The sequence below is a fragment of the Methanosarcina sp. genome, from assembly GCF_035390745.1.
Lineage (GTDB): Archaea > Halobacteriota > Methanosarcinia > Methanosarcinales > Methanosarcinaceae > Methanosarcina.
In genome coordinates this window covers 1-17,865 of record NZ_DAOOUJ010000061.1, presented here as the reverse complement: position 1 = coordinate 17,865, position 17,865 = coordinate 1, and the positions used below count along the sequence as shown (strand labels likewise).

Below are 17,865 nucleotides of genomic sequence, written 5' to 3'. Positions count from 1 at the left end.
GGAAGGGAAGGGTACGTGATGATAGTTTTCATCACGGACTTTCATGCCAAAGAAAGAAATGGATGGATGAACATACCATAAATGTCACATCAATTAAAACTTACAAGTATGAACAAGGTAAACTAACAAAAAGTGAGATTTACACTGGAAAATGTCTTGAAGACAAATTTGGTCTAAGTAATATCACAAAAGTAGAGACAATTCCTATAGACACAAATGTTATGGATACCATTTCTATAGATGGCGAATCCTTTGTTCTTACGGAAGGAAATGAAAAAGTATCTGTGACCGAAAAAGCAGTGGTACTAACAACTGCAGACAATCCGTATGATTGGTGGAATGATGGTTATAGTTATCCTCAATGGGCATGGGCATATGTAGCTTACGGAATTTATGAAAGGGAGGATCCAATAAATTTGGTCTGGCCCAGTAATACAGTAAGTACAGTAAAATCAGAGATGTTGGATGAAGGTTGGACTGATTACCCAACTCAATATTCTCGTTATGTTGCTGATCCTCAATGGGGCTGGGCTGCAGGCGATGGTGTGGCTGACAGCGTAACACGCCCCAATGGCGGATACCATGTAAGGCTGTGGCAAATGTCTAGCGGTGCTGTAGTTGCAAACGCACATCACGACACAGCATCTCCCCATACAGCAGACCAATATGAAACTGCTGAAGAGCATGTTGCATATTTCTATAATGGTGGTTGGACAGTTTACATGGACAATTATGACCTCGATAACTACATTTCATCTCCATATAACAACGGATGGGCTACCAGAATATATGAATCGTAATTTGATGAGTTATACTAACTCTCATATTCATTTTTTATAAAAAAATACTTTCAATCTGTCTTTCCGCAGATGTCTTCAAAAAAATAACATTTTTCCTGTTGTCGTTTTTGAAAAAATATTTGATAATTTGCAGTTATTATCTCAACTGAAGCTTAGGGAAACACTACTGGACGTTTTCAATGAAGGAGAAAAGCCGCAAATTTAGGAAAAGATCAAAAATATACGTTTGGGTAAATATGGAGTTTTTCAGAAAAAACGATAGCAAGAAAAATTGTGAAAATTTAAAGGACATCTGCGGAAAGTAGGTTCAATCTAATCCGTTTAGAAATATGCTTATCCAAAATATCGCAAGAACTACTGCAATGATAAGAGAATCAAACTGCTCTTTTGATGCATAATACCCTTCCAGTCCGCCAATAATTGCCAAACTTCCAAAATAAGTAAAAATGTCGAGAATCCGCTCTGTTTCAGGAACATTTCCAGCAATAAATGAATTTAGATGTAATTCGTAGAACAAACATAATATTGGTACTGTTCCAACTATAATAGATCCTATTCGATCTTTTGTCTGCAATCCGTAAAAGATAGGGGCTACTGGGTATACAAATATACTGATCAGTACCATAAGAACTTCAAAAAGTTCCGGTAATATGTGAAAAATATCAAAAATAAACACCGATAGTGCAAAGATGTGAATCAATGCAGATACAAGTAATGGTACAATTACTGACCGAATCACTTTTGTCTTCATTTTCTCCATAATAACACAACCGTTACAGTCAAAATCAGCAAGTAGGTTAATTTTTACTCGTGTTTCTCTAACTTATAAAGGCATATACTAAGTAACTGTCACAAAATAAATTAAGCACATTTTTCACAAAGTTAATTTTTAATTGGTGATAACGAGCTTGAAAATCAAGGCATCCAATCTAAACCTATGCATAGTTTGTTCTGTGACAACTCCTAAAAGAACAAACATTTTGAATTATACCTCTTATGTTTCAAAAAGTTGAGCGATTCGTTGATAACGTTCTTAATTCGATTTTAACAAACCTTTTCAAAGTGAGTATCAAAATAAAACGTCTTCATTTACTTTTATGTCTGTTTAATGTTCTGAAAAGTATGTTTGATTTGTACATTAATTTTTAGCTTGTTGTTGAGACAGTTTAATATCTTCTACAGTACATCTTCTTTATATTTATGAGTTAGTCTCAAAACCAATTTATTATCAATAAAATAGGACTTGCGTGTTTGTCTGCTTTGCAGGCAACTTCTTAATTTTCTCAATTTTTATCCTAAGGTGTAAATTGGCTTTCTTATAAATTTATTAATAGCATTTCTTGTAATGCTCAACTTTATTTCAAACCATGTAATCTCTGTATTTATTCTTTGCATTTCAAATCTTAGAAATTCTTATTGCCAGCATGTTGTGCGCTCTTTGCACAGCGTTTCTTCTTGCCTGACAGCATTATACTCAACAAAACGGTTTTATTCCTCTATGATACTCTTCAATTTTCCAGGCTTTTTTCCCACAGGGTTGTTTCAGTTCAATGGTTATTGCCCTTTTTCTCAAGCAGAAGGTTTATAGGCTAGTATGTACTTTTAAGGTTCAATCTGCAGCATTTAGCTAGCAGTATCTATGTTTCAACTCATTTACTCTCCGCATTGAAGCACTTCAGGTTCCTGGGAATTTGAATTTTTTCAATGTTGACAGATATGTGTTAAAAACCTATGATTGATGAAAAATTGCGAAATCCGCAATTTCGAAGGAGAAACTTAAATGGCACAATTAGCTAAATTCGATGTTCCTGAAGAACTTACAAACAAAGCACTTGAAGCTCTGGAACTTGCCAGAGACACAGGAAAGATTAAGAAGGGCACAAACGAAGCCACAAAAGCAATCGAAAGAGGCAATGCAAAGCTTGTCCTGGTTGCTGAAGATATCGAGCCTGCAGAGATTGTCGCTCACCTTGCCCCTCTTTCCGAGGAAAAGAAAGCTCCCTACATCTTCATTAAGAACCAGAAAGACCTTGGCGCAGCCAGCGGACTTGGTGTCTCCTGTGCAGCAGTCGCAATTGTAGATGCAGGCAAAGCAGCTGAAATGATCCAGGACATCGCTCAGAAGCTTGAAGCTCTTAAATAATCCTGATAACAAGGGGTGCTGATTATGGCTGAAGAAAGCACAACAGGCGGCTTTGCTGCCGAAGTTATTGACGTTATCGGGAACACAGGTATGCATGGTGAAGCCAGTCAGATCCAGTGCAGGGTTCTGGAAGGCAGAGACAAGGGCCGGGTAATCACAAGGAACTGTGTGGGTCCTGTCCGCATCGGTGACATTCTGATGCTTCTGGAAACGTCAAGAGAAGCAAAGAAACTGACTACCAGGTAAAAAGATACACGGTGAAAATAAATGGAACAGAGGAAATGCTATTTTTGCGGACAGATGCTGGAGCCTGGTACCGGTAAGCTCTACGTCAAAAAAGACGGCTCCACTTACTTCATGTGCTCTTCCAAGTGCATGAGCAACTTTGCCCTTGGCAGGCTTCCGCGCCGCACCGAGTGGACTGAGAAAGGCAAAATCCAGCTTAAAAAAGCATAATTGCCTGTTAGTCAAAAGAAGGTGTGCACATGGAACAGACATACGTAATGGTAAAGCCTGACGGAGTCCAGCGCGGGCTGGTTGGAGAGGTAATTTCCAGGATCGAAAAGAGAGGCTTGAAGATTGTCGCCCTCAGAATGAACGTTATTTCCGAAGCCACTGCAAAAGAACACTACGGTGAACACGCAGCAAGGCCGTTCTTCCCCTCGCTTATCGAGTTCATTACCTCAGGCCCTTCAGTTTCAATGGTAGTTGCAGGAAAGAATGCAGTTAAAGTTATGAGAGCAATAAACGGAGCTACAAACCCTGTAGACGCCGCTCCCGGAACTATCCGCGGAGACTTTGCTCTTGATGTGGGAAGAAACGTGGTTCATGCCTCAGATTCTCCTGAAGCTGCAGCAAGAGAAATTGCAATTCACTTTAAGGACTCCGAAATCGCGAAGTATTCCAGAGTCGATGAGGTCTGTCTGTACGAGTAATGCAGGTTCGGAAAAGCCTTTTCATGTTTCCGGAATTTTTCGGCACGACAAAGCTTTCGTAATCCGTTACCTGCAAAATGGGTCCTTCCGGGGAAACCCGGACCCTTCTGGACCTGCAGCAAATAAGACGCGGGAATGAGAGAGGTTCTGTATATGACCGACAAGAAAAATCTCAGGACTCCTATAGTCTGCGTGATGGGGCACGTTGACCATGGGAAAACCACTCTGCTTGACAAGATCAGAGGTACTGCAATTGTTAGCGGAGAAGCCGGGGCTATTACCCAGCACATAGGGGCAACCGAAGTCCCTATAGATGTGATTGTCAATAAGCTCGGAGATCCCAGGCTCAGGGACCGTTTCATGGTGCCGGGGCTGCTTTTTATTGACACTCCAGGACACCACGCTTTTACAACCCTCAGGAGCAGAGGAGGCGCTCTTGCCGACCTTGCAATTGTTGTCGTTGACATAAACGAAGGTTTCAAACCCCAGACCCACGAGAGCTTGCAGATCTTAAAGCGGTTCAAAACTCCTTTTGTTGTTGTTGCCAATAAGATCGACAGGATCGGTGGCTGGGTATCATACAAGGACATGCCTTTTGCAGCGACTTTCAAGAAGCAGTCCAGTGATGTCCAGGCACGGCTTGAAACAAAGCTCTATGAGGTAATAGGCGAGCTTTACAACCAGGGCTTTGCCGCAGAACGCTATGACCGGGTCACAAACTTCCAGAAAACCCTTGGTGTGGTCCCTGTTAGCGCTTTTACTGGAGAAGGCATTCCTGATGTCCTTATGGTGCTCTTAGGTCTTGCCCAGAAATTCCTTGAGGCAAACCTTCAGTACAGCGCCAAAAATCCGGGAGTAGGGACTGTCCTCGAGGTAAAGGAAGAAAAAGGACTCGGAGCAACCCTTGATATTATCCTTTACGACGGCACACTGAAGAAAGGAGATACGGTTGTTATCGGAAGCCTGGGCGAGCCGATCCAGACAAAGGTGAGGGCTCTTTTAAAGCCGAGGGAACTTTCCGAAATCCGTTATGAGAGCAAGTTCCAGCAGGTAAATAAAGTAACTGCTGCAGCCGGTGTAAAGATCTCTGCTCCGGGACTCGAAGGTGCACTTGCAGGCTCTCCTATAAGGGTTGCAACGGAAGATGACCTTGAAGAGATTGTAGCCCAGGTAAAGTCCGAGATCGATGAGGTCAGGATTGATACGGGTTCAGTAGGGGTTATGATCAAAGCAGATACCCTTGGCTCCCTTGAAGCCCTTGTCCACGAGTTCCAGAAAGATAATGTTCCTATCAGGAAAGCTGAAGTAGGAGACATCTCCCACAGGGACGCAGTCGAGGCTTCGACAGTTGAAGACCCTCTTTACTCGGTGATTATAGGTTTCAATGTTAAGGTTCACCCTGATGCCAGAGATTTTTTGCAGGACAGCAGTATAAAGGTATTCACAAGTGATGTGATCTACCGCCTGGTTGAAGATTACCAGAAATACGTCAAAGAGCAGCAGGAACTGGCTGAAAAGAAGATTTTCGAGACAATAATCCGCCCCGGAAAGTTCAAAATCCTTCCAGGATGTGTTTTCCGGCAGAGCAAACCCGCTGTTGTCGGGGTAAGAGTTCTTGGAGGAGTTGTCCGGACAAATGCGGATGTCATGCTTGAAAACGGAACCGTTGTTGGCAAGATTAAGGGTCTGCAGTCCGAAGGTGAAAATATTCCTTCTGCAAAAGTAGGCAAAGAGGTTGCAATGGCAATCGAAGGTGCAACCGTAGGCAGGCAGATCAAAGAAGAAGACGTGCTCTATATTAACGTGCCTGAAAGGCATGCCAAAGTCCTTGAGCACGAGATCTACGACTCCCTTTCAACCGATGAAAAGGAAACTCTTGATATTTTCCTGTCACTCAAAAGGAAAGACAATCCTTTCTGGGCAAAGTAAAAGCTGATATGCAGGCAGCAGCATATTCAGGATGCAGCAAGACAGGTAAGAATTCAGGATAACTCAGATTAAAAAGCAAGGAAAAGGAATTATTTTAAATAAATCTGATTGGAGGATTTCACATGGCAAATTTCAAAGTTGTAGTTTCTGATCCAAAAGAAGCACGTGCTTACCAGATCGATATTAAGGATGCTGAAGCAAACGCATTAATAGGAAAGTCAATCGGGAACATTGTTGACGGCAGCATTTTCGGGCTCACCGGCTACAAAGTCCAGATCACTGGCGGCTGTGATGGCAGCGGTTTTGTTATGAAGCCGGACCTTCCAGGTCCCAGGAGACAGAGAATCCTGACCGCAACAGGTGTCGGTTACACCCCCAAGCTTCCCGGCCAGCGCAGGAGAAAAATGATGCGCGGAAGGGAAATTGCTCCCGATATTGTTCAGGTCAACGCCAAGATCGTTGAATACGGAAGCAAATCCATAAAAGCTCTTCTCGGCCTTGAAACCGCAGAAGAAGCTCCAGCAGCAGAGTAAATTCAAGTTCCGCCTTCGGGCGGGATTTTCCATACTCTTAGATCTTTTTTATTTGATTCTGTTTTGAGAACTTTTTTTGCAGAACTCTTTTTGCATTATTTTTGAGTATATTGATTAAAGCCTTTATTGAGATAATATTCGAAATCAACCGTACTTTTTTGCTTGATTCTTCCAGCGAATATCTCGAGCCCTCTTTTTGTACACCGAGTTTCAGAAAACAAAGCTCATCGACCTGATAGTTACAGTATTTTTGTATAAGTCTGGACAAAAAGTCAATTGCTTTTACCATAATTTACATTATTCAACTCAGAATTAAAGCATAAATAAGTTAATTAGTTTATTATAATCTGAGATTTTTCACATATTTAGAAGCATTTCGTAATACTCTTATATGTGCAGATAATAACACCTACGTGTTGTTAATATATTTATTCATATTACCATGCGATAGGTAGGGAAATTCACAAAAATAGGGTGTTCTTTAATGGAGAAAAAAAAGTTATTTGTACTATTTTCTGTTTTCCTGACAGCCCTGATCCTGATGACGGCGGGCTGTGCTGAAAAGGACAGCGCTCAGGCCGAAACAACGGCTGGAGAGGCACTGGCAGAAGAAGCACTGGTTGAGAATACTGCTGAAGGATCACAGCATGTGGATGCTGTTAACCTTAGCGGCGGAGATTGCGGCTATCCACAGCCGTTTACGATATATCCAAGAGGTCCCGGATCATCAAAAGTTGGAATGATCTTTGACAGCCTGTTAGAAAGAGATGAAACAGGCATAATTCCCTGGCTGGCTGAAAGCTGGGATGTCAGTTCAGATGGGACAGAATATACAATTCATCTCCGTGAAGGTGTTGTGTGGAGTGATGGAGAACCTTTCACAGCAAATGACGTCAAATTTACTTTTGATTATGAGCAGGAACATGTACCGGTATCAGGTGGAATTGAGTCTGGCATTGTAGATAATGTTCAGGTTGTGGACGCAAACACTGTCAAATTCGTACTTAACCAGCCTGTTTCAACCTTCCTTTACAAGCTGACTGGTTTTGAGATCATACCAGAGCATATATACGAAAATGTCTCAGACCCTGCCAGTTTCCTTGATCCAGAGGCTGTCATTGGTACCGGCCCGTTCCTTCTTGACGAGTACAATAAAGAGCATGGAACATACCGCTTTGTAACAAACGAGAATTTCTGGGGACCTGAGACTTCCGTTAAAACCGTCGAGTTTGTTCCGGTAAGCGATTCACTGGTAGCTTTTGAACAGGGAGAAATAGACTTCACAAGCATATCTCCCGATACTCTTGACCGGTTCACGTCAGACCCGGATATAAGAATAGTCCAGCAGCCGGCTTTCTGGGGTTACCAGTTTTATTTCAACATGAAAAACTGTCCTGAGCTCAATGACAGCAGGGTAAGGCAGGCTTTTGCTTATGCAATTGACCGTGACGAACTGGTGGAAAAGATCGCAAGAGGTGCAGGAAAAGCCGGCAAAATGGGCATACTTCCCGAAGACCATGTCTGGTATAATCCCGACCAGCCGGAATATGGCTACGATCCGGAAAAAGCCGGAGTACTGCTTGACGAGGCAGGATGGACCGATACAGACGGGGATGGAATACGCGATAAAAACGGGGAAAAACTGTCATATGTACTGTCCCTCAGCAGCGGCGAAGTCCGTATTGGAGAACTCATAAAAGAGAGACTGAGTGAAGTGGGAATCGATGTCCAGGTAAAGTCACTGGAGAGCAAGTCCCGTGATTCCAATCTGAAGAGCGGAGACTTTGAACTCCTGATCAGTGGCTATGGAGGCTGGGGAACTGATGCAGATTATCTCCGTACAAGATACTGTGATACCTCAAAGTCAGGAAGTGTATCATCCGGTGCATCAGTGTTTGGTTACCATAATGATACCCTGAATGCCCTTGGTGCACAGGAATTGCAGGAACTGGACGATGAGAAACGGAAAGAACTTGTATACGAGATGCAGACCGTGATTGCCAGTGACGTACCCGCAATCCCGCTTTATTATACCACATCGTATGATGCATGGCACATTTCAAAATACGACGGCTGGATGAATATGTACGACCACCATGCAAGGACACACAGCATTCTTTCGTATCTGGAGAGGGATGGAGTTGCAGCAAAAAGATGATATTAACAACCTGATCGAGTGCTGGAAAAAATCCACGGCTAATGGGCTGATCATGGATGAGGGCAGGATGGCAGAGTTCTGGAACAGGCGCTCTGATAATTATTCCAGGAATATTGACAAAGATCAAAGAAAGAAGAGAACCGATGAAATTCTCGAATTCCTCGAAGAATCCGGTTTTAATCCGGAAGGTTCCAGAGTCCTGGATATCGGGTGCGGACCCGGCACCCTCTCCCTTCCTCTTTCACGGCTCGGAGCAGAAGTTACAGCACTTGATATTTCGTGTGGAATGCTTGACAGGCTGAAAGATGCCGTAAAAAAAGAGTCTCTTCCGATAGACATCATTGAATGTTCCTGGTGGACGGCAGACATAGATGAGCTTGGATTCCGGAACAAATTCGACCTTGTAATTGCCTCCATGACACCGGGGATCAGGGATGTTGATAACTTTGATACGATGATGAAATGCTCAAAAAAGCTCTGTTATTACAGTAACTTCCTGAGAAGAGAGGAGGATAAAGCGTATCGTGATATTCGGAGTTCGATAGTCGGGGAAAATTCCGGGAATAACATGAACGGCATAATTTACCCCTTCATGTATCTCTACCTTTCAGGCTACAGGCCCTCACTTCGGATTAACCATTCCGAATGGAAAGAAGAGCTAAACTGGAAAGAAGCGGCAGAACAGGCAATGGAGTTCATTGGAAGGGGCAGGGATTTTGATGATGAAACAAAGCAAAAAATAATGGATTATTATCAAAAAGCCTCTCCGGAAGGAATCTACCGTTCCGAGTCGGATGTATATACCGGCATGATGGTATGGGAAGTTAACGGCAGATAATCGGGCGGTAAAGGGGCAGATGATTTAATGAGAAATGACAGGAATTCGTTTACTTTAAGGTTGCTATCAACCCTTTTTGTAATTCTTGCCATAAACTTTTTTCTTCCAAGAATGATGCCTGGAGACCCTTTCACGACTACCTCCGCAGACGAGGCAGGGGAAGATATTATCGTAATGACAGAGGAGCAGCGCCTTTATTACATGAACTATTACGGGCTTGACAGGCCGCTTTATGAACAGTTTTTAGTATATATGAAAAATCTGATGACAGGAAATCTGGGAAGGAGCATTTATTACAAAATGCCTGTCAGTGATGTAATATTGCTCCATCTCCCCTGGACTGTGCTGATCGTCGAGGGAGCTACTGTAATCAGTACAATATCCGGTGTGGTTCTAGGAACACTTTCGGCAAAGAACCGAAAAAACGGGAGTGACAGAATTATGATGACGGGCATGATAGCTTTTGCAGAAATTCCCTCTTTTCTGCTTGGCCTGATCCTTCTCCTGATTTTCAGTGTACACCTGAGGATCTTCCCGCTTGCGGGTGCCATTACCCCTTTCTCTGACTATAACAGTTTGGCAGAACAGGCACGGGATATCCTCTACCATGCTTTTCTGCCCGTTGTGACCCTGTCACTTTCACAGCTAACCGGCGTGTACCTGCTCACCAGAAACACCCTGATTACAGTGACCACAAAGGATTACATCAGGACTGCCCGGGCAAAAGGGCTGGGTGAAAAAACCGTATGGACAAGGCATGCACTCAGAAATGCCCTGCTTCCTGTAGTTACAAGAACAGGTTTCATGATCGGCATAATGATGGGCGGCGTTGTGCTTGTTGAGAGCGTTTTTTCTTATCCCGGCATAGGGATGACACTCCGAAGTGCTGTAATTGGCAGAGATTATCCCCTTATTCAGGGCATTCTCCTGGTAATTGCAGTCTCAATACTTGTCTGCAACCTGCTGGTTGACAAAATATACGGGAAACTTGATCCGAGAGTTGTGGTATGATAAAGGATATTGCTTTCTCTGAAAATGCCGGAATACTCTCTTTTATTCGGGCTTTAAACATTAACAGAAGTAACAGAATTAACAGAATTGTAAGCATTGTAGCCAGGCCTTTCTCTAAATTCAGTACTGAAGGTAAAATTGGTATCCTTGGGATCCTCTGTATCATTTTAATGGCAGCTTTTGCTCCTGTAATAACAATTTATCCACCTCAGAAGATCACAGGAAATTCCCTTGAACCCCCAGGTCCCGAACACATACTCGGAACCGATGAACTTGGCATGGACATCTGGTCGCAGATCTGTTATGGTGCAAGAATGAGCCTTACAATAGGGCTTGCGGTAGCTTTTACGGCAGGTTTTGGGGGAGGAACTCTCGGGATACTGGCAGGGTATATGGGAGGGCATATTGACCAGGCACTGATGAGAGTAATCGATGTGACTATGTCTCTTCCAGGTTTTCCTCTTCTGATTGTAATATCCGCTTTTCTCGGGCCGAGTATCCTTAACGTTATCCTTGTACTCGTGCTCTTCAGCTGGGCAAAACCCGCACGCATTGCACGTTCCCAGACTCTTTCATTAAAAAAGAACAACTATATTATTGCCGCCCAAAATTACGGTGCAAAGCCGTTTTACCTGCTCCGGAAGCATATATTTCCCGAAGTTATGCCTGTTCTGCTCGTGCTTGTCATCAGCATATCCTCACATGCAATCATAGCCGAAACAGGGCTCGCTTTTCTGGGACTTGGAGACCCTACTTCCAAGAGCTGGGGAATGATGCTTAATCATGCAACCGGTTTCAAATCAATATATTTTACGCCTTACTGGCAGTGGTGGCTCTTGCCTCCATTGTTTATGCTTATTTTTCTCCTGCTCTGTCTTGCGTTCATAAGCAGGGATATGGAAAGGATACTTGATCCGAAATTAAAGATGAAAAAAGGGTTCTGATTATGAGTCTGCTTAAAGTCAACGACCTTAAATGCCGCTATATGACCGACACTGACACTGTCAGGGCTGTTGACGGCATTTCTTTTGAAATTGAAGAAGGAGAAATTCTGGGCATTGTAGGAGAATCCGGAAGCGGTAAGACCACTGTTGCCCTCGGGATCATGGGGCTTTTGCCGGAAAATACAGCCGTTTACGGTGAAATCCTTTACAGGGATGAGCTAATCTCTTCACTGCCCGAATCCGGGATGGACAAATTCAGGTGGAAAGATATTGCAATAGTTTTTCAAAACAGCCTTGAGGTGCTGAACCCGGTATTGAAAATAGGTGTTCAGGTAACAGAACCAATGATAAAGCATCTTGGTATCAGCCCTGAAAAAGCCCGGAGTAAATGTGCTGACCTGTTCCGGACTGTTGGTCTTGATCCGAAATGGATGGATCTGTATCCGCATCAGTTTTCCGGGGGCATGAGGCAGAGGGTTCTTCTGGCAATGGCTCTTTCATGCGACCCTAAATTACTGATTCTTGATGAAGTTACTTCCGCCCTTGACGCATTCACCCGAAAGGAGATAAGGGATCTTCTGGTTAACCTTCAGAAAAAGAACGGGTATACAATGTTACTGATATCTCATGATATTACTTTTGTGTCTTCGGTGGCGTCGAGAATTGCCGTTATGTATTCGGGAAGGATTATGGAAACAGGCCCTGTAAGGGATATCCTTGTGTCTCCCCGCCACCCGTATACAAGAGGACTTGTCCACTCGACCCCGGATATTTTTGTTTATAAAGATTTATGGGGAATTCCCGGAGATGTACCGGCAGGGGATGAGTTTAATGGCTGTCCATTCAGCCCGAGGTGCACGCAAAAAATCGATATCTGCAGCAAAGTTTCCCCGGTTCTGATGCCCGCAGGCGGGAGGGAAATTGCATGCCACAGGGGAGGCGTAGCAGGTCTTCTGGAAGCAAGAAATCTGAGTTTCAGATATCGTCTACCGGATGGGGAATATCTTCAGGCAGTTGAGGATGTTAATCTGGAAGTGAAGGAAGGGGAGGTTCTTGCAGTTGTAGGCCAGACAGGTTCAGGCAAGTCAACCCTTGCACATCTCCTTGCAAATGTGATAAAACCCGAATCAGGAGAGGTCCTGTTTATGGGCGGGAATGTAAACAGAGGGAACTTTGGGAACAGGCTCAACGGCATTCAGATAGTATTCCAGGACCCATTCAGTTCGACAAGCAACAGGTTTACCGTGCTTGATGCAGTCAAAGAGCCCCTTTATATCAATAAGATAGGGTCGAATGGAGACAGGCTGCAGATGGTTAAAAATGCCCTTGGACTTGTCCGCCTTCCAGCTAATGATAATTTCCTCAAAAAATACTGCGGAGAACTCAGCGGCGGGCAGAGGCAGAGGGTTGCACTTGCCAGAGCAATGGTCATGGAGCCGAAACTCCTTATTGCCGATGAGATAACGTCGGCTCTGGATGTCTCAACATCTGCAAACATATTGCGACTTTTAAAGGGCCTTCAGAACAGGAAAGGGTTTGCAATGATATATATTTCACATGACCTCTCCCTTACTCTGAAGATTGCTGACAGGATAGCCGTTATGGACTCCGGAAAGATTGTAGAGATGGGGAATTCCCACGATGTGATGCTTTCACCTGCTGAGGAGTATACAAAAAGGCTTGTGGGTTCAAGATTAGGGCTGTGCTGCCATAATCATTAAGCGTTCAGATCATATTTATGCAATTTTCAAACTTACACTGTTCATTTATTTCAATTAATGATGAATTTTGAAAAGAGAATTTTGAAAAATGAATGTCTGATAATTGTTCAATAATTTCGGTTTTAAGGTCTTGTTTCATATGAGTGCAATAATTGTTAAAGAGCTGACTAAAAAATTCGGAGAATTCACTGCTGTGGACAGTGTCTCATTTTCGATTGAGACCGGAGAACTCTTCGGGCTTCTGGGACCCAATGGTGCGGGAAAAACAACTATAATCAATATGCTGACCACACTTATTATTCCCACAGCAGGTGATGCTGAAATCGCAGGATATGACCTTAGAAGAGATCCTGCCAGGATCAGGAATAATATAGGGATAATATTTCAGGACCCCTCTCTTGATATAGGGCTTACAGGGCGGGAAAACCTTGAGTTTCACGCCATGATGTACAGTATCGGTTCAGATGAGAGGAAAAAAAGAATCCGGGAAGTGCTTGATGTTGTGGGTCTGGCTGATAAAGCCGATATTCTTGTTGAAAATTATTCGGGCGGGATGAAAAGGCGGCTTGAAATCGCAAGGGGTCTTATTCATTATCCAAAGGTTTTGTTTCTGGATGAGCCTACCCTCGGGCTTGATGCACAGACCAGGAGATCAATATGGGAACATATCAGAAAGCTGAACAGGGATTACGGGACGTCTGTCGTTCTGACCACCCATTATATGGAAGAAGCTGATTACCTCTGTGACCGGATTGCGATAATTGACCATGGGAAGATAATTGCACTTGATACACCATCAGGTCTGAAAAGCCGCCTAAGGGGTGATTGTGTCAGCCTGGAAATTGAGGGGGAGGCTGATATCTTTTCTGCTGCACTGGGGGAAAAAGACTGGGTGAAGGAAGTTGTTCAGAACGGAAAAATGCTTGATGTAATTATATCGGATTATGAGAAAAATATTCCAGATATTTTTCAGACTGCCGGCGTCCTGGGTATAGGGATCAGTTCGATTAATTTCAACAAACCAAGTCTTGAAGACGTTTTTCTCCGCCTGACAGGTTCAACTATACGGGAACAGGAAGGAAGCAGAAAGTCGGTCAGGCGTGAGCGGATGAGAAGGAGGATGCTCAGGTGATTCAGGGAAGAGTTGTATATGTTCTCTGGCGGCGTGAGATGATAAAGTACTTCAGGGCAAGGTCAAGGATAGCAGGTGCTATTGGTATGCCGGCTTTTATGCTGGTCTTTCAGGGAATGGGTTTCAGAAGAGTGGAATTTCCGGGTCTGCCTGCATCAATAGGATATTTTCAGTACCTTGTGCCTGGCATTATAGGAATGACTCTTCTTTTTACGGCTGCTTATGCAGGTATGAGCGTCATTATGGACAAGCAGTTCGGATTTTTAAAAGAGGTTATGGTTACTCCTGCAAGCAGAACCTCTATTGTCCTCGGGATGATTTCCGGAAGCGCAACAACATCTCTCATTCAGGCGCTTATTATTATGATGATGTCAGTATTGCTTGGTTTCAGGCTGCCTTTTATTCCTGCTATTCTGTCCTCTATCGTGATAATGGTTCTGATATCGATGATCTTTATAAACATAGGGTTGATTTTGTCTTCGGTACTGAAGGACTTTCACGGGTTCAGCACGGTTATTAATTTTATTGCATTTCCCCTGTTTCTTTTATCCGGAGCCTTATTTCCTGTTTCAAATCTGCCGGCCTCGATAAGGGCTCTGTCTTATTTTGATCCGCTGACATACGGCGTTGATGCTTTGCGGGGGGTATTGATTGGTCATTGCGAATTTTCAATAGCCCTGGACATATCAATTCTATTAACACTGTCGGTTATGATGGTCTTTGCCAGTGGTTATTTTTTCCGGAGAGCAGAAGCGATATAAATGTGTTTTAGTTTTTGGCATGAAATAACCGGCATTAAGTGCAGAAGAAAAAGAGCCAGAAATTTTTGATAATTATACCGGGTTGAGCGGCAGTTACTCAGAAGCAAGGTCAGGAAAGCCCGGGGAATTTTCAGGGCTAACATAACCATGCCTCAAGAAGTGGGTTCAAATTTACTCGGGAGGGGATATTTGAACTCCATATCTATTTCAGATTTACTCAATATAAAGCATAAGGTTTTTAGCCACATCATCAAACAATCGGGACGAATGCTGAATTTTCGGTTTTTCGGAACTGATGCTTAAAATGATGGATTTATCAAAAATGAATCAAAAAAGACGAGGTAAAATACTTTCTTTATCCCGTTATTCAAAAAATTTCAGGTACATTGTTTCAATTGTGTCTCGATAAACAGGATTTATATTATACAGCGTACTCCTTCCTACCTGATTTTCTTCAATAAGATCTAACCTCTTCAACTGCTTTATATACCAGGAAATTGTCCCTTTAGAAATTCCTGTTGTTCGGGCAAGATCTCCATTGGTATTGCACTCTTCATCCAGTATCTTGGAAATTATCCTGCGAATCGTCTCGTTCTGGAGGGCTGAAATAACAAGTTTTTCTTTTTCTTCGTATGTGGCGTTATTCTGGAAGTAACGGACCTTTCCATGATTACTATGAGCTTCAACCATATTTTCAGTTTCGAGAATTTTGAGATGGTGGCGCAAAGTTCCCCGGTTCAGACCCATATTATTCGCGATATCATTGAGGGATGTTCCCGGACTGGCTTTTATTAAGGCGTATATATGCTTTCTCTTCAAAACCCCAGCAGCATTTGAGTGGTCTACAATACGGAACCCGAGTATTGCGAAAACAAGCTTCACAGGGTACAGTATTATATCTATTACCGACAGGATTTGCATCGCAGCCAGCCAGAGGAGAAACTGCCAGTAGACTGTAAAGTCCTTAAGAAGCACAACCTCTTCTCCATTAACTGAAAATCCTGCTTCGTCATTTTTAGCTGGGGTCACAATATATTCCGTAGCCCCGGCTGTTGATACTAAAAGAAAAAAAAGTAAACAGACAATAAGCTTTTTTCCAGGCTTAGTGCTGGTAAACATTAAGCGTGTAACTTTCGGTTCCACTTACTGATTCCCCGTAAACCCTGAACCTCCAGGTTCCCTGTTGAACGTCTCCACTGGAGGGTGTTATATTGATGTGTATTCTGCCATTTACACTTCCATCAGAACTGTCACGGTAAGTTCCTCCAATCTGAGTACCTGAAGGATTATAAATTTTAAGAGTAAGGGAGTCACTCGTATCTCCCCAGTTCAGGTCCACTTCAAGATAGTCTACTCCCGAGCCCACACTCACATAATGATTTATAGCCTGCCCCTGGCTTATGTACTGAGTTGATAGTATGGAAACAGGATTCTCTGTATCAGAAGAATCTTCTGAGGGGCTGACAATGTAATCTACTTTATCATTTTTAGCAGAAACCAGATTGTCTTTATCAGCGGAGTTTAGCGTATGTTCCTCTTCGGCTGAAGCTACAGGAACAATCAGCATACCTGCAACCATACATAGCATTAATACTTTCCATATATTCATACTGTCACCCATGAGGGGTAAGAAACCCGAGCATATAAAGTTTCTCTCCAGGGTATCAAATAATCATCCTGCAGGTTCTTATAAAACTTTTTAAGAGAATGCGCTAGCCAGTCTGAAAAAAGACACGGGATACCGTCCTCTGGATAACTTTTTTAAAAAAAGGGGAGATTAGAAGGATGTTTTTCCATTCTCAACAACAGGATAAAATCGTAAATTTTATAAATAAGCTTTCAGAGGATTTAAGAGGGATTTAAGAGAAGCTGATTTCCACCCTCTACTTCTATTTGCGTTAAAGGCTACAGAATTAAATGCTTCCGGAAGTAAACAGGAACATGTATACGAGATAAATAATATACAGCCCGACAGGAATTCCGACAGTAAGGGCAGCGTTTTTAATTGACAAATTTCGTGCATGCAGAAGTGCAAATACCCAGATGTATGCAGACAGTAAGAGGCATAGAATTCCAACTGCCTGCGATGCATAAAACAGAGGATTGCTTGAGAACATCTGCGTCATACTTTCGGTTATAAGCTCAGGATCCTGTAATGAAAAATCAACTGAAGCTGTTAGCCAGTATGTTATAACAACGCCAATTAAACCGCTGAATATCTGCGGCACGAATCCGTAACCCACAAACTCTAACGTCCTCTTGAAAGAGCCTTTTGAATCAAATACATAAGAAATTGAATAGAAGATTACGGTCAGTATGAACCAGTAAAAAAATGTTCCAAATAGCCCTCCAACGATACCAAATGCAATTGCTGCCGTCGACACGTATGAACCCATATCAGAAGGGAACATTCCACTAAACTGCTTCATAACCAGAAAGCTTGAAACCATTGCGATTGCAGCGACTATAAGTATTATCAATACAGGAGGCTTAAAATCAATATTGTTCTTTGACTTTTCTCTGAAAAACGAATCAGGATCAAATAAGAGATTATTCAGGTTTAGATTATCCATATTTTTCACACCTTCACAAGCCTTATGCAATATACGCATAAAACTTATAAAAGTTCCGTATGATAAATCAGGCATTTAGATTTAATTTTGCTTCTTTATGTTTTATTCCATGACTTAAATCATAATCCATAAACATAATAATAGAAGAACTAATCCGCTAATATTTTCAAGTTAATTCTATCGGATGAATTTGACTGGACAAAGTATAGACTTTCATCAGGTTGATTATAATAAAAAGTTATAATCTCTGCTGAAAAAAACAACAGAACAGGCCAGAAAAACAGTAAAAAAATACGATCATTCAGAAAAAGGTGCTGGAATACATATTATCCGAAACTTATCCGAAAATTAGCAGAAACTTATCCGAAAATTAGCAGAAACTTATCC

At 42.6% G+C, this 17,865-nt stretch carries 18 protein-coding genes; 14 read left to right on the top strand and 4 right to left on the bottom strand.

What is annotated here, in order from left to right; translation table 11 throughout:
* On the top strand, positions 1-800 hold an 800-nt coding region (locus PLL47_RS12270), incomplete at its 5' end, for a hypothetical protein (RefSeq protein WP_324446489.1).
* A 307-nt stretch (positions 801-1,107) separates the two neighbouring features.
* On the opposite strand, the gene PLL47_RS12265 is transcribed toward PLL47_RS12270, so the two are convergent.
* Positions 1,108-1,560 (bottom strand): hypothetical protein, encoded by a 453-nt coding sequence (locus PLL47_RS12265; protein WP_324446488.1) that lies wholly within the window; start codon positions 1,558-1,560, stop codon positions 1,108-1,110.
* 1,020 nt (positions 1,561-2,580) lie between these two features.
* Here PLL47_RS12265 and rpl7ae point away from each other — a divergent pair.
* From rpl7ae to PLL47_RS12200, 13 genes are all read left to right on the top strand, one after another.
* A complete protein-coding gene (gene rpl7ae, locus PLL47_RS12260) occupies positions 2,581-2,943 on the top strand; it encodes a 50S ribosomal protein L7Ae (RefSeq protein ID WP_324446487.1) in 363 nt (120 codons plus the stop codon).
* Positions 2,944-2,967: 24 nt separating this feature from the next.
* Positions 2,968-3,189 (top strand): 30S ribosomal protein S28e, encoded by a 222-nt coding sequence (locus PLL47_RS12255; protein WP_011034384.1) that lies wholly within the window; start codon positions 2,968-2,970, stop codon positions 3,187-3,189.
* 21 nt (positions 3,190-3,210) lie between these two features.
* Positions 3,211-3,399, top strand: a complete 189-nt coding sequence (locus PLL47_RS12250) for a 50S ribosomal protein L24e (RefSeq protein ID WP_229391451.1) — start codon at positions 3,211-3,213, stop codon at positions 3,397-3,399.
* A gap of 29 nt (positions 3,400-3,428) precedes the next feature.
* Complete coding sequence (gene ndk, locus PLL47_RS12245; RefSeq protein WP_324446486.1) at positions 3,429-3,878, top strand: nucleoside-diphosphate kinase; 450 nt, start codon at positions 3,429-3,431, stop codon at positions 3,876-3,878.
* Between the two features lie 153 nt (positions 3,879-4,031).
* Complete coding sequence (gene infB, locus PLL47_RS12240) at positions 4,032-5,807, top strand: translation initiation factor IF-2 (RefSeq protein ID WP_324446485.1); 1,776 nt, start codon at positions 4,032-4,034, stop codon at positions 5,805-5,807.
* Between the two features lie 122 nt (positions 5,808-5,929).
* Positions 5,930-6,340: a 30S ribosomal protein S6e gene (locus tag PLL47_RS12235; RefSeq protein WP_324446484.1), complete on the top strand. Its 411-nt coding sequence runs from the start codon at positions 5,930-5,932 to the stop codon at positions 6,338-6,340.
* 484 nt (positions 6,341-6,824) lie between these two features.
* Complete coding sequence (locus PLL47_RS12230; RefSeq protein WP_324446483.1) at positions 6,825-8,498, top strand: ABC transporter substrate-binding protein; 1,674 nt, start codon at positions 6,825-6,827, stop codon at positions 8,496-8,498.
* Positions 8,476-9,336 carry a class I SAM-dependent methyltransferase gene (locus PLL47_RS12225; RefSeq protein ID WP_324446482.1) on the top strand — a complete coding sequence of 287 codons (861 nt, stop codon included), beginning with the start codon at positions 8,476-8,478 and terminating at the stop codon, positions 9,334-9,336. Before PLL47_RS12230 ends, PLL47_RS12225 begins: the two co-directional genes overlap by 23 nt.
* A 27-nt stretch (positions 9,337-9,363) precedes the next feature.
* Complete coding sequence (locus PLL47_RS12220; protein ID WP_324446481.1) at positions 9,364-10,347, top strand: ABC transporter permease; 984 nt, start codon at positions 9,364-9,366, stop codon at positions 10,345-10,347.
* Positions 10,344-11,291, top strand: coding sequence for an ABC transporter permease (locus PLL47_RS12215; protein WP_324446480.1), 948 nt, complete (start codon positions 10,344-10,346; stop codon positions 11,289-11,291). Before PLL47_RS12220 ends, PLL47_RS12215 begins: the two co-directional genes overlap by 4 nt.
* A gap of 2 nt (positions 11,292-11,293) precedes the next feature.
* Positions 11,294-13,012, top strand: a complete 1,719-nt coding sequence (locus tag PLL47_RS12210; RefSeq protein WP_324446479.1) for a dipeptide ABC transporter ATP-binding protein — start codon at positions 11,294-11,296, stop codon at positions 13,010-13,012.
* A 139-nt stretch (positions 13,013-13,151) separates the two neighbouring features.
* The gene (locus PLL47_RS12205) at positions 13,152-14,144 is read left to right on the top strand and encodes an ATP-binding cassette domain-containing protein (protein WP_324446478.1); all 993 of its coding nucleotides are present in this window, start codon (positions 13,152-13,154) and stop codon (positions 14,142-14,144) included.
* Positions 14,141-14,905: an ABC transporter permease gene (locus tag PLL47_RS12200; RefSeq protein WP_324446477.1), complete on the top strand. Its 765-nt coding sequence runs from the start codon at positions 14,141-14,143 to the stop codon at positions 14,903-14,905. The genes PLL47_RS12205 and PLL47_RS12200 overlap by 4 nt, the downstream gene beginning before the upstream one ends.
* 363 nt (positions 14,906-15,268) lie before the next feature.
* Here the strand turns inward: PLL47_RS12200 and PLL47_RS12195 are convergent, their stop codons facing one another.
* The 3 genes from PLL47_RS12195 to PLL47_RS12185 all read right to left on the bottom strand — a co-directional run bounded on the left by PLL47_RS12195 (position 15,269) and on the right by PLL47_RS12185 (position 17,553).
* Positions 15,269-16,024, bottom strand: coding sequence for a winged helix-turn-helix transcriptional regulator (locus PLL47_RS12195; RefSeq protein ID WP_324446476.1), 756 nt, complete (start codon positions 16,022-16,024; stop codon positions 15,269-15,271).
* Positions 16,008-16,526, bottom strand: coding sequence for a hypothetical protein (locus tag PLL47_RS12190; RefSeq protein WP_324446475.1), 519 nt, complete (start codon positions 16,524-16,526; stop codon positions 16,008-16,010). Before PLL47_RS12190 ends, PLL47_RS12195 begins: the two co-directional genes overlap by 17 nt.
* A 292-nt stretch (positions 16,527-16,818) precedes the next feature.
* A complete protein-coding gene (locus tag PLL47_RS12185; protein ID WP_324446474.1) occupies positions 16,819-17,553 on the bottom strand; it encodes a YIP1 family protein in 735 nt (244 codons plus the stop codon).
* Positions 17,554-17,865 lie beyond the last annotated feature (312 nt).

Excerpts from the sequence above, each read along its gene's own strand:
- PLL47_RS12185 (WP_324446474.1), bottom strand. The coding sequence starts at position 17,553 with ATGCCTGATTTATCATACGGAACTTTTATAAGTTTTATGCGTATATTG.
- PLL47_RS12195 (WP_324446476.1), bottom strand. The coding sequence starts at position 16,024 with ATGTTTACCAGCACTAAGCCTGGAAAAAAGCTTATTGTCTGTTTACTT.
- PLL47_RS12265 (WP_324446488.1), bottom strand. The coding sequence starts at position 1,560 with ATGGAGAAAATGAAGACAAAAGTGATTCGGTCAGTAATTGTACCATTA.
- PLL47_RS12250 (WP_229391451.1), top strand. The coding sequence starts at position 3,211 with ATGGAACAGAGGAAATGCTATTTTTGCGGACAGATGCTGGAGCCTGGT.
- rpl7ae (WP_324446487.1), top strand. The coding sequence starts at position 2,581 with ATGGCACAATTAGCTAAATTCGATGTTCCTGAAGAACTTACAAACAAA.
- PLL47_RS12205 (WP_324446478.1), top strand. The coding sequence starts at position 13,152 with ATGAGTGCAATAATTGTTAAAGAGCTGACTAAAAAATTCGGAGAATTC.
- infB (WP_324446485.1), top strand. The coding sequence starts at position 4,032 with ATGACCGACAAGAAAAATCTCAGGACTCCTATAGTCTGCGTGATGGGG.
- PLL47_RS12230 (WP_324446483.1), top strand. The coding sequence starts at position 6,825 with ATGGAGAAAAAAAAGTTATTTGTACTATTTTCTGTTTTCCTGACAGCC.
- PLL47_RS12220 (WP_324446481.1), top strand. The coding sequence starts at position 9,364 with ATGAGAAATGACAGGAATTCGTTTACTTTAAGGTTGCTATCAACCCTT.
- ndk (WP_324446486.1), top strand. The coding sequence starts at position 3,429 with ATGGAACAGACATACGTAATGGTAAAGCCTGACGGAGTCCAGCGCGGG.
- PLL47_RS12225 (WP_324446482.1), top strand. The coding sequence starts at position 8,476 with ATGGAGTTGCAGCAAAAAGATGATATTAACAACCTGATCGAGTGCTGG.
- PLL47_RS12255 (WP_011034384.1), top strand. The coding sequence starts at position 2,968 with ATGGCTGAAGAAAGCACAACAGGCGGCTTTGCTGCCGAAGTTATTGAC.
- PLL47_RS12215 (WP_324446480.1), top strand. The coding sequence starts at position 10,344 with ATGATAAAGGATATTGCTTTCTCTGAAAATGCCGGAATACTCTCTTTT.
- PLL47_RS12235 (WP_324446484.1), top strand. The coding sequence starts at position 5,930 with ATGGCAAATTTCAAAGTTGTAGTTTCTGATCCAAAAGAAGCACGTGCT.
- PLL47_RS12210 (WP_324446479.1), top strand. The coding sequence starts at position 11,294 with ATGAGTCTGCTTAAAGTCAACGACCTTAAATGCCGCTATATGACCGAC.
- PLL47_RS12190 (WP_324446475.1), bottom strand. The coding sequence starts at position 16,526 with ATGGGTGACAGTATGAATATATGGAAAGTATTAATGCTATGTATGGTT.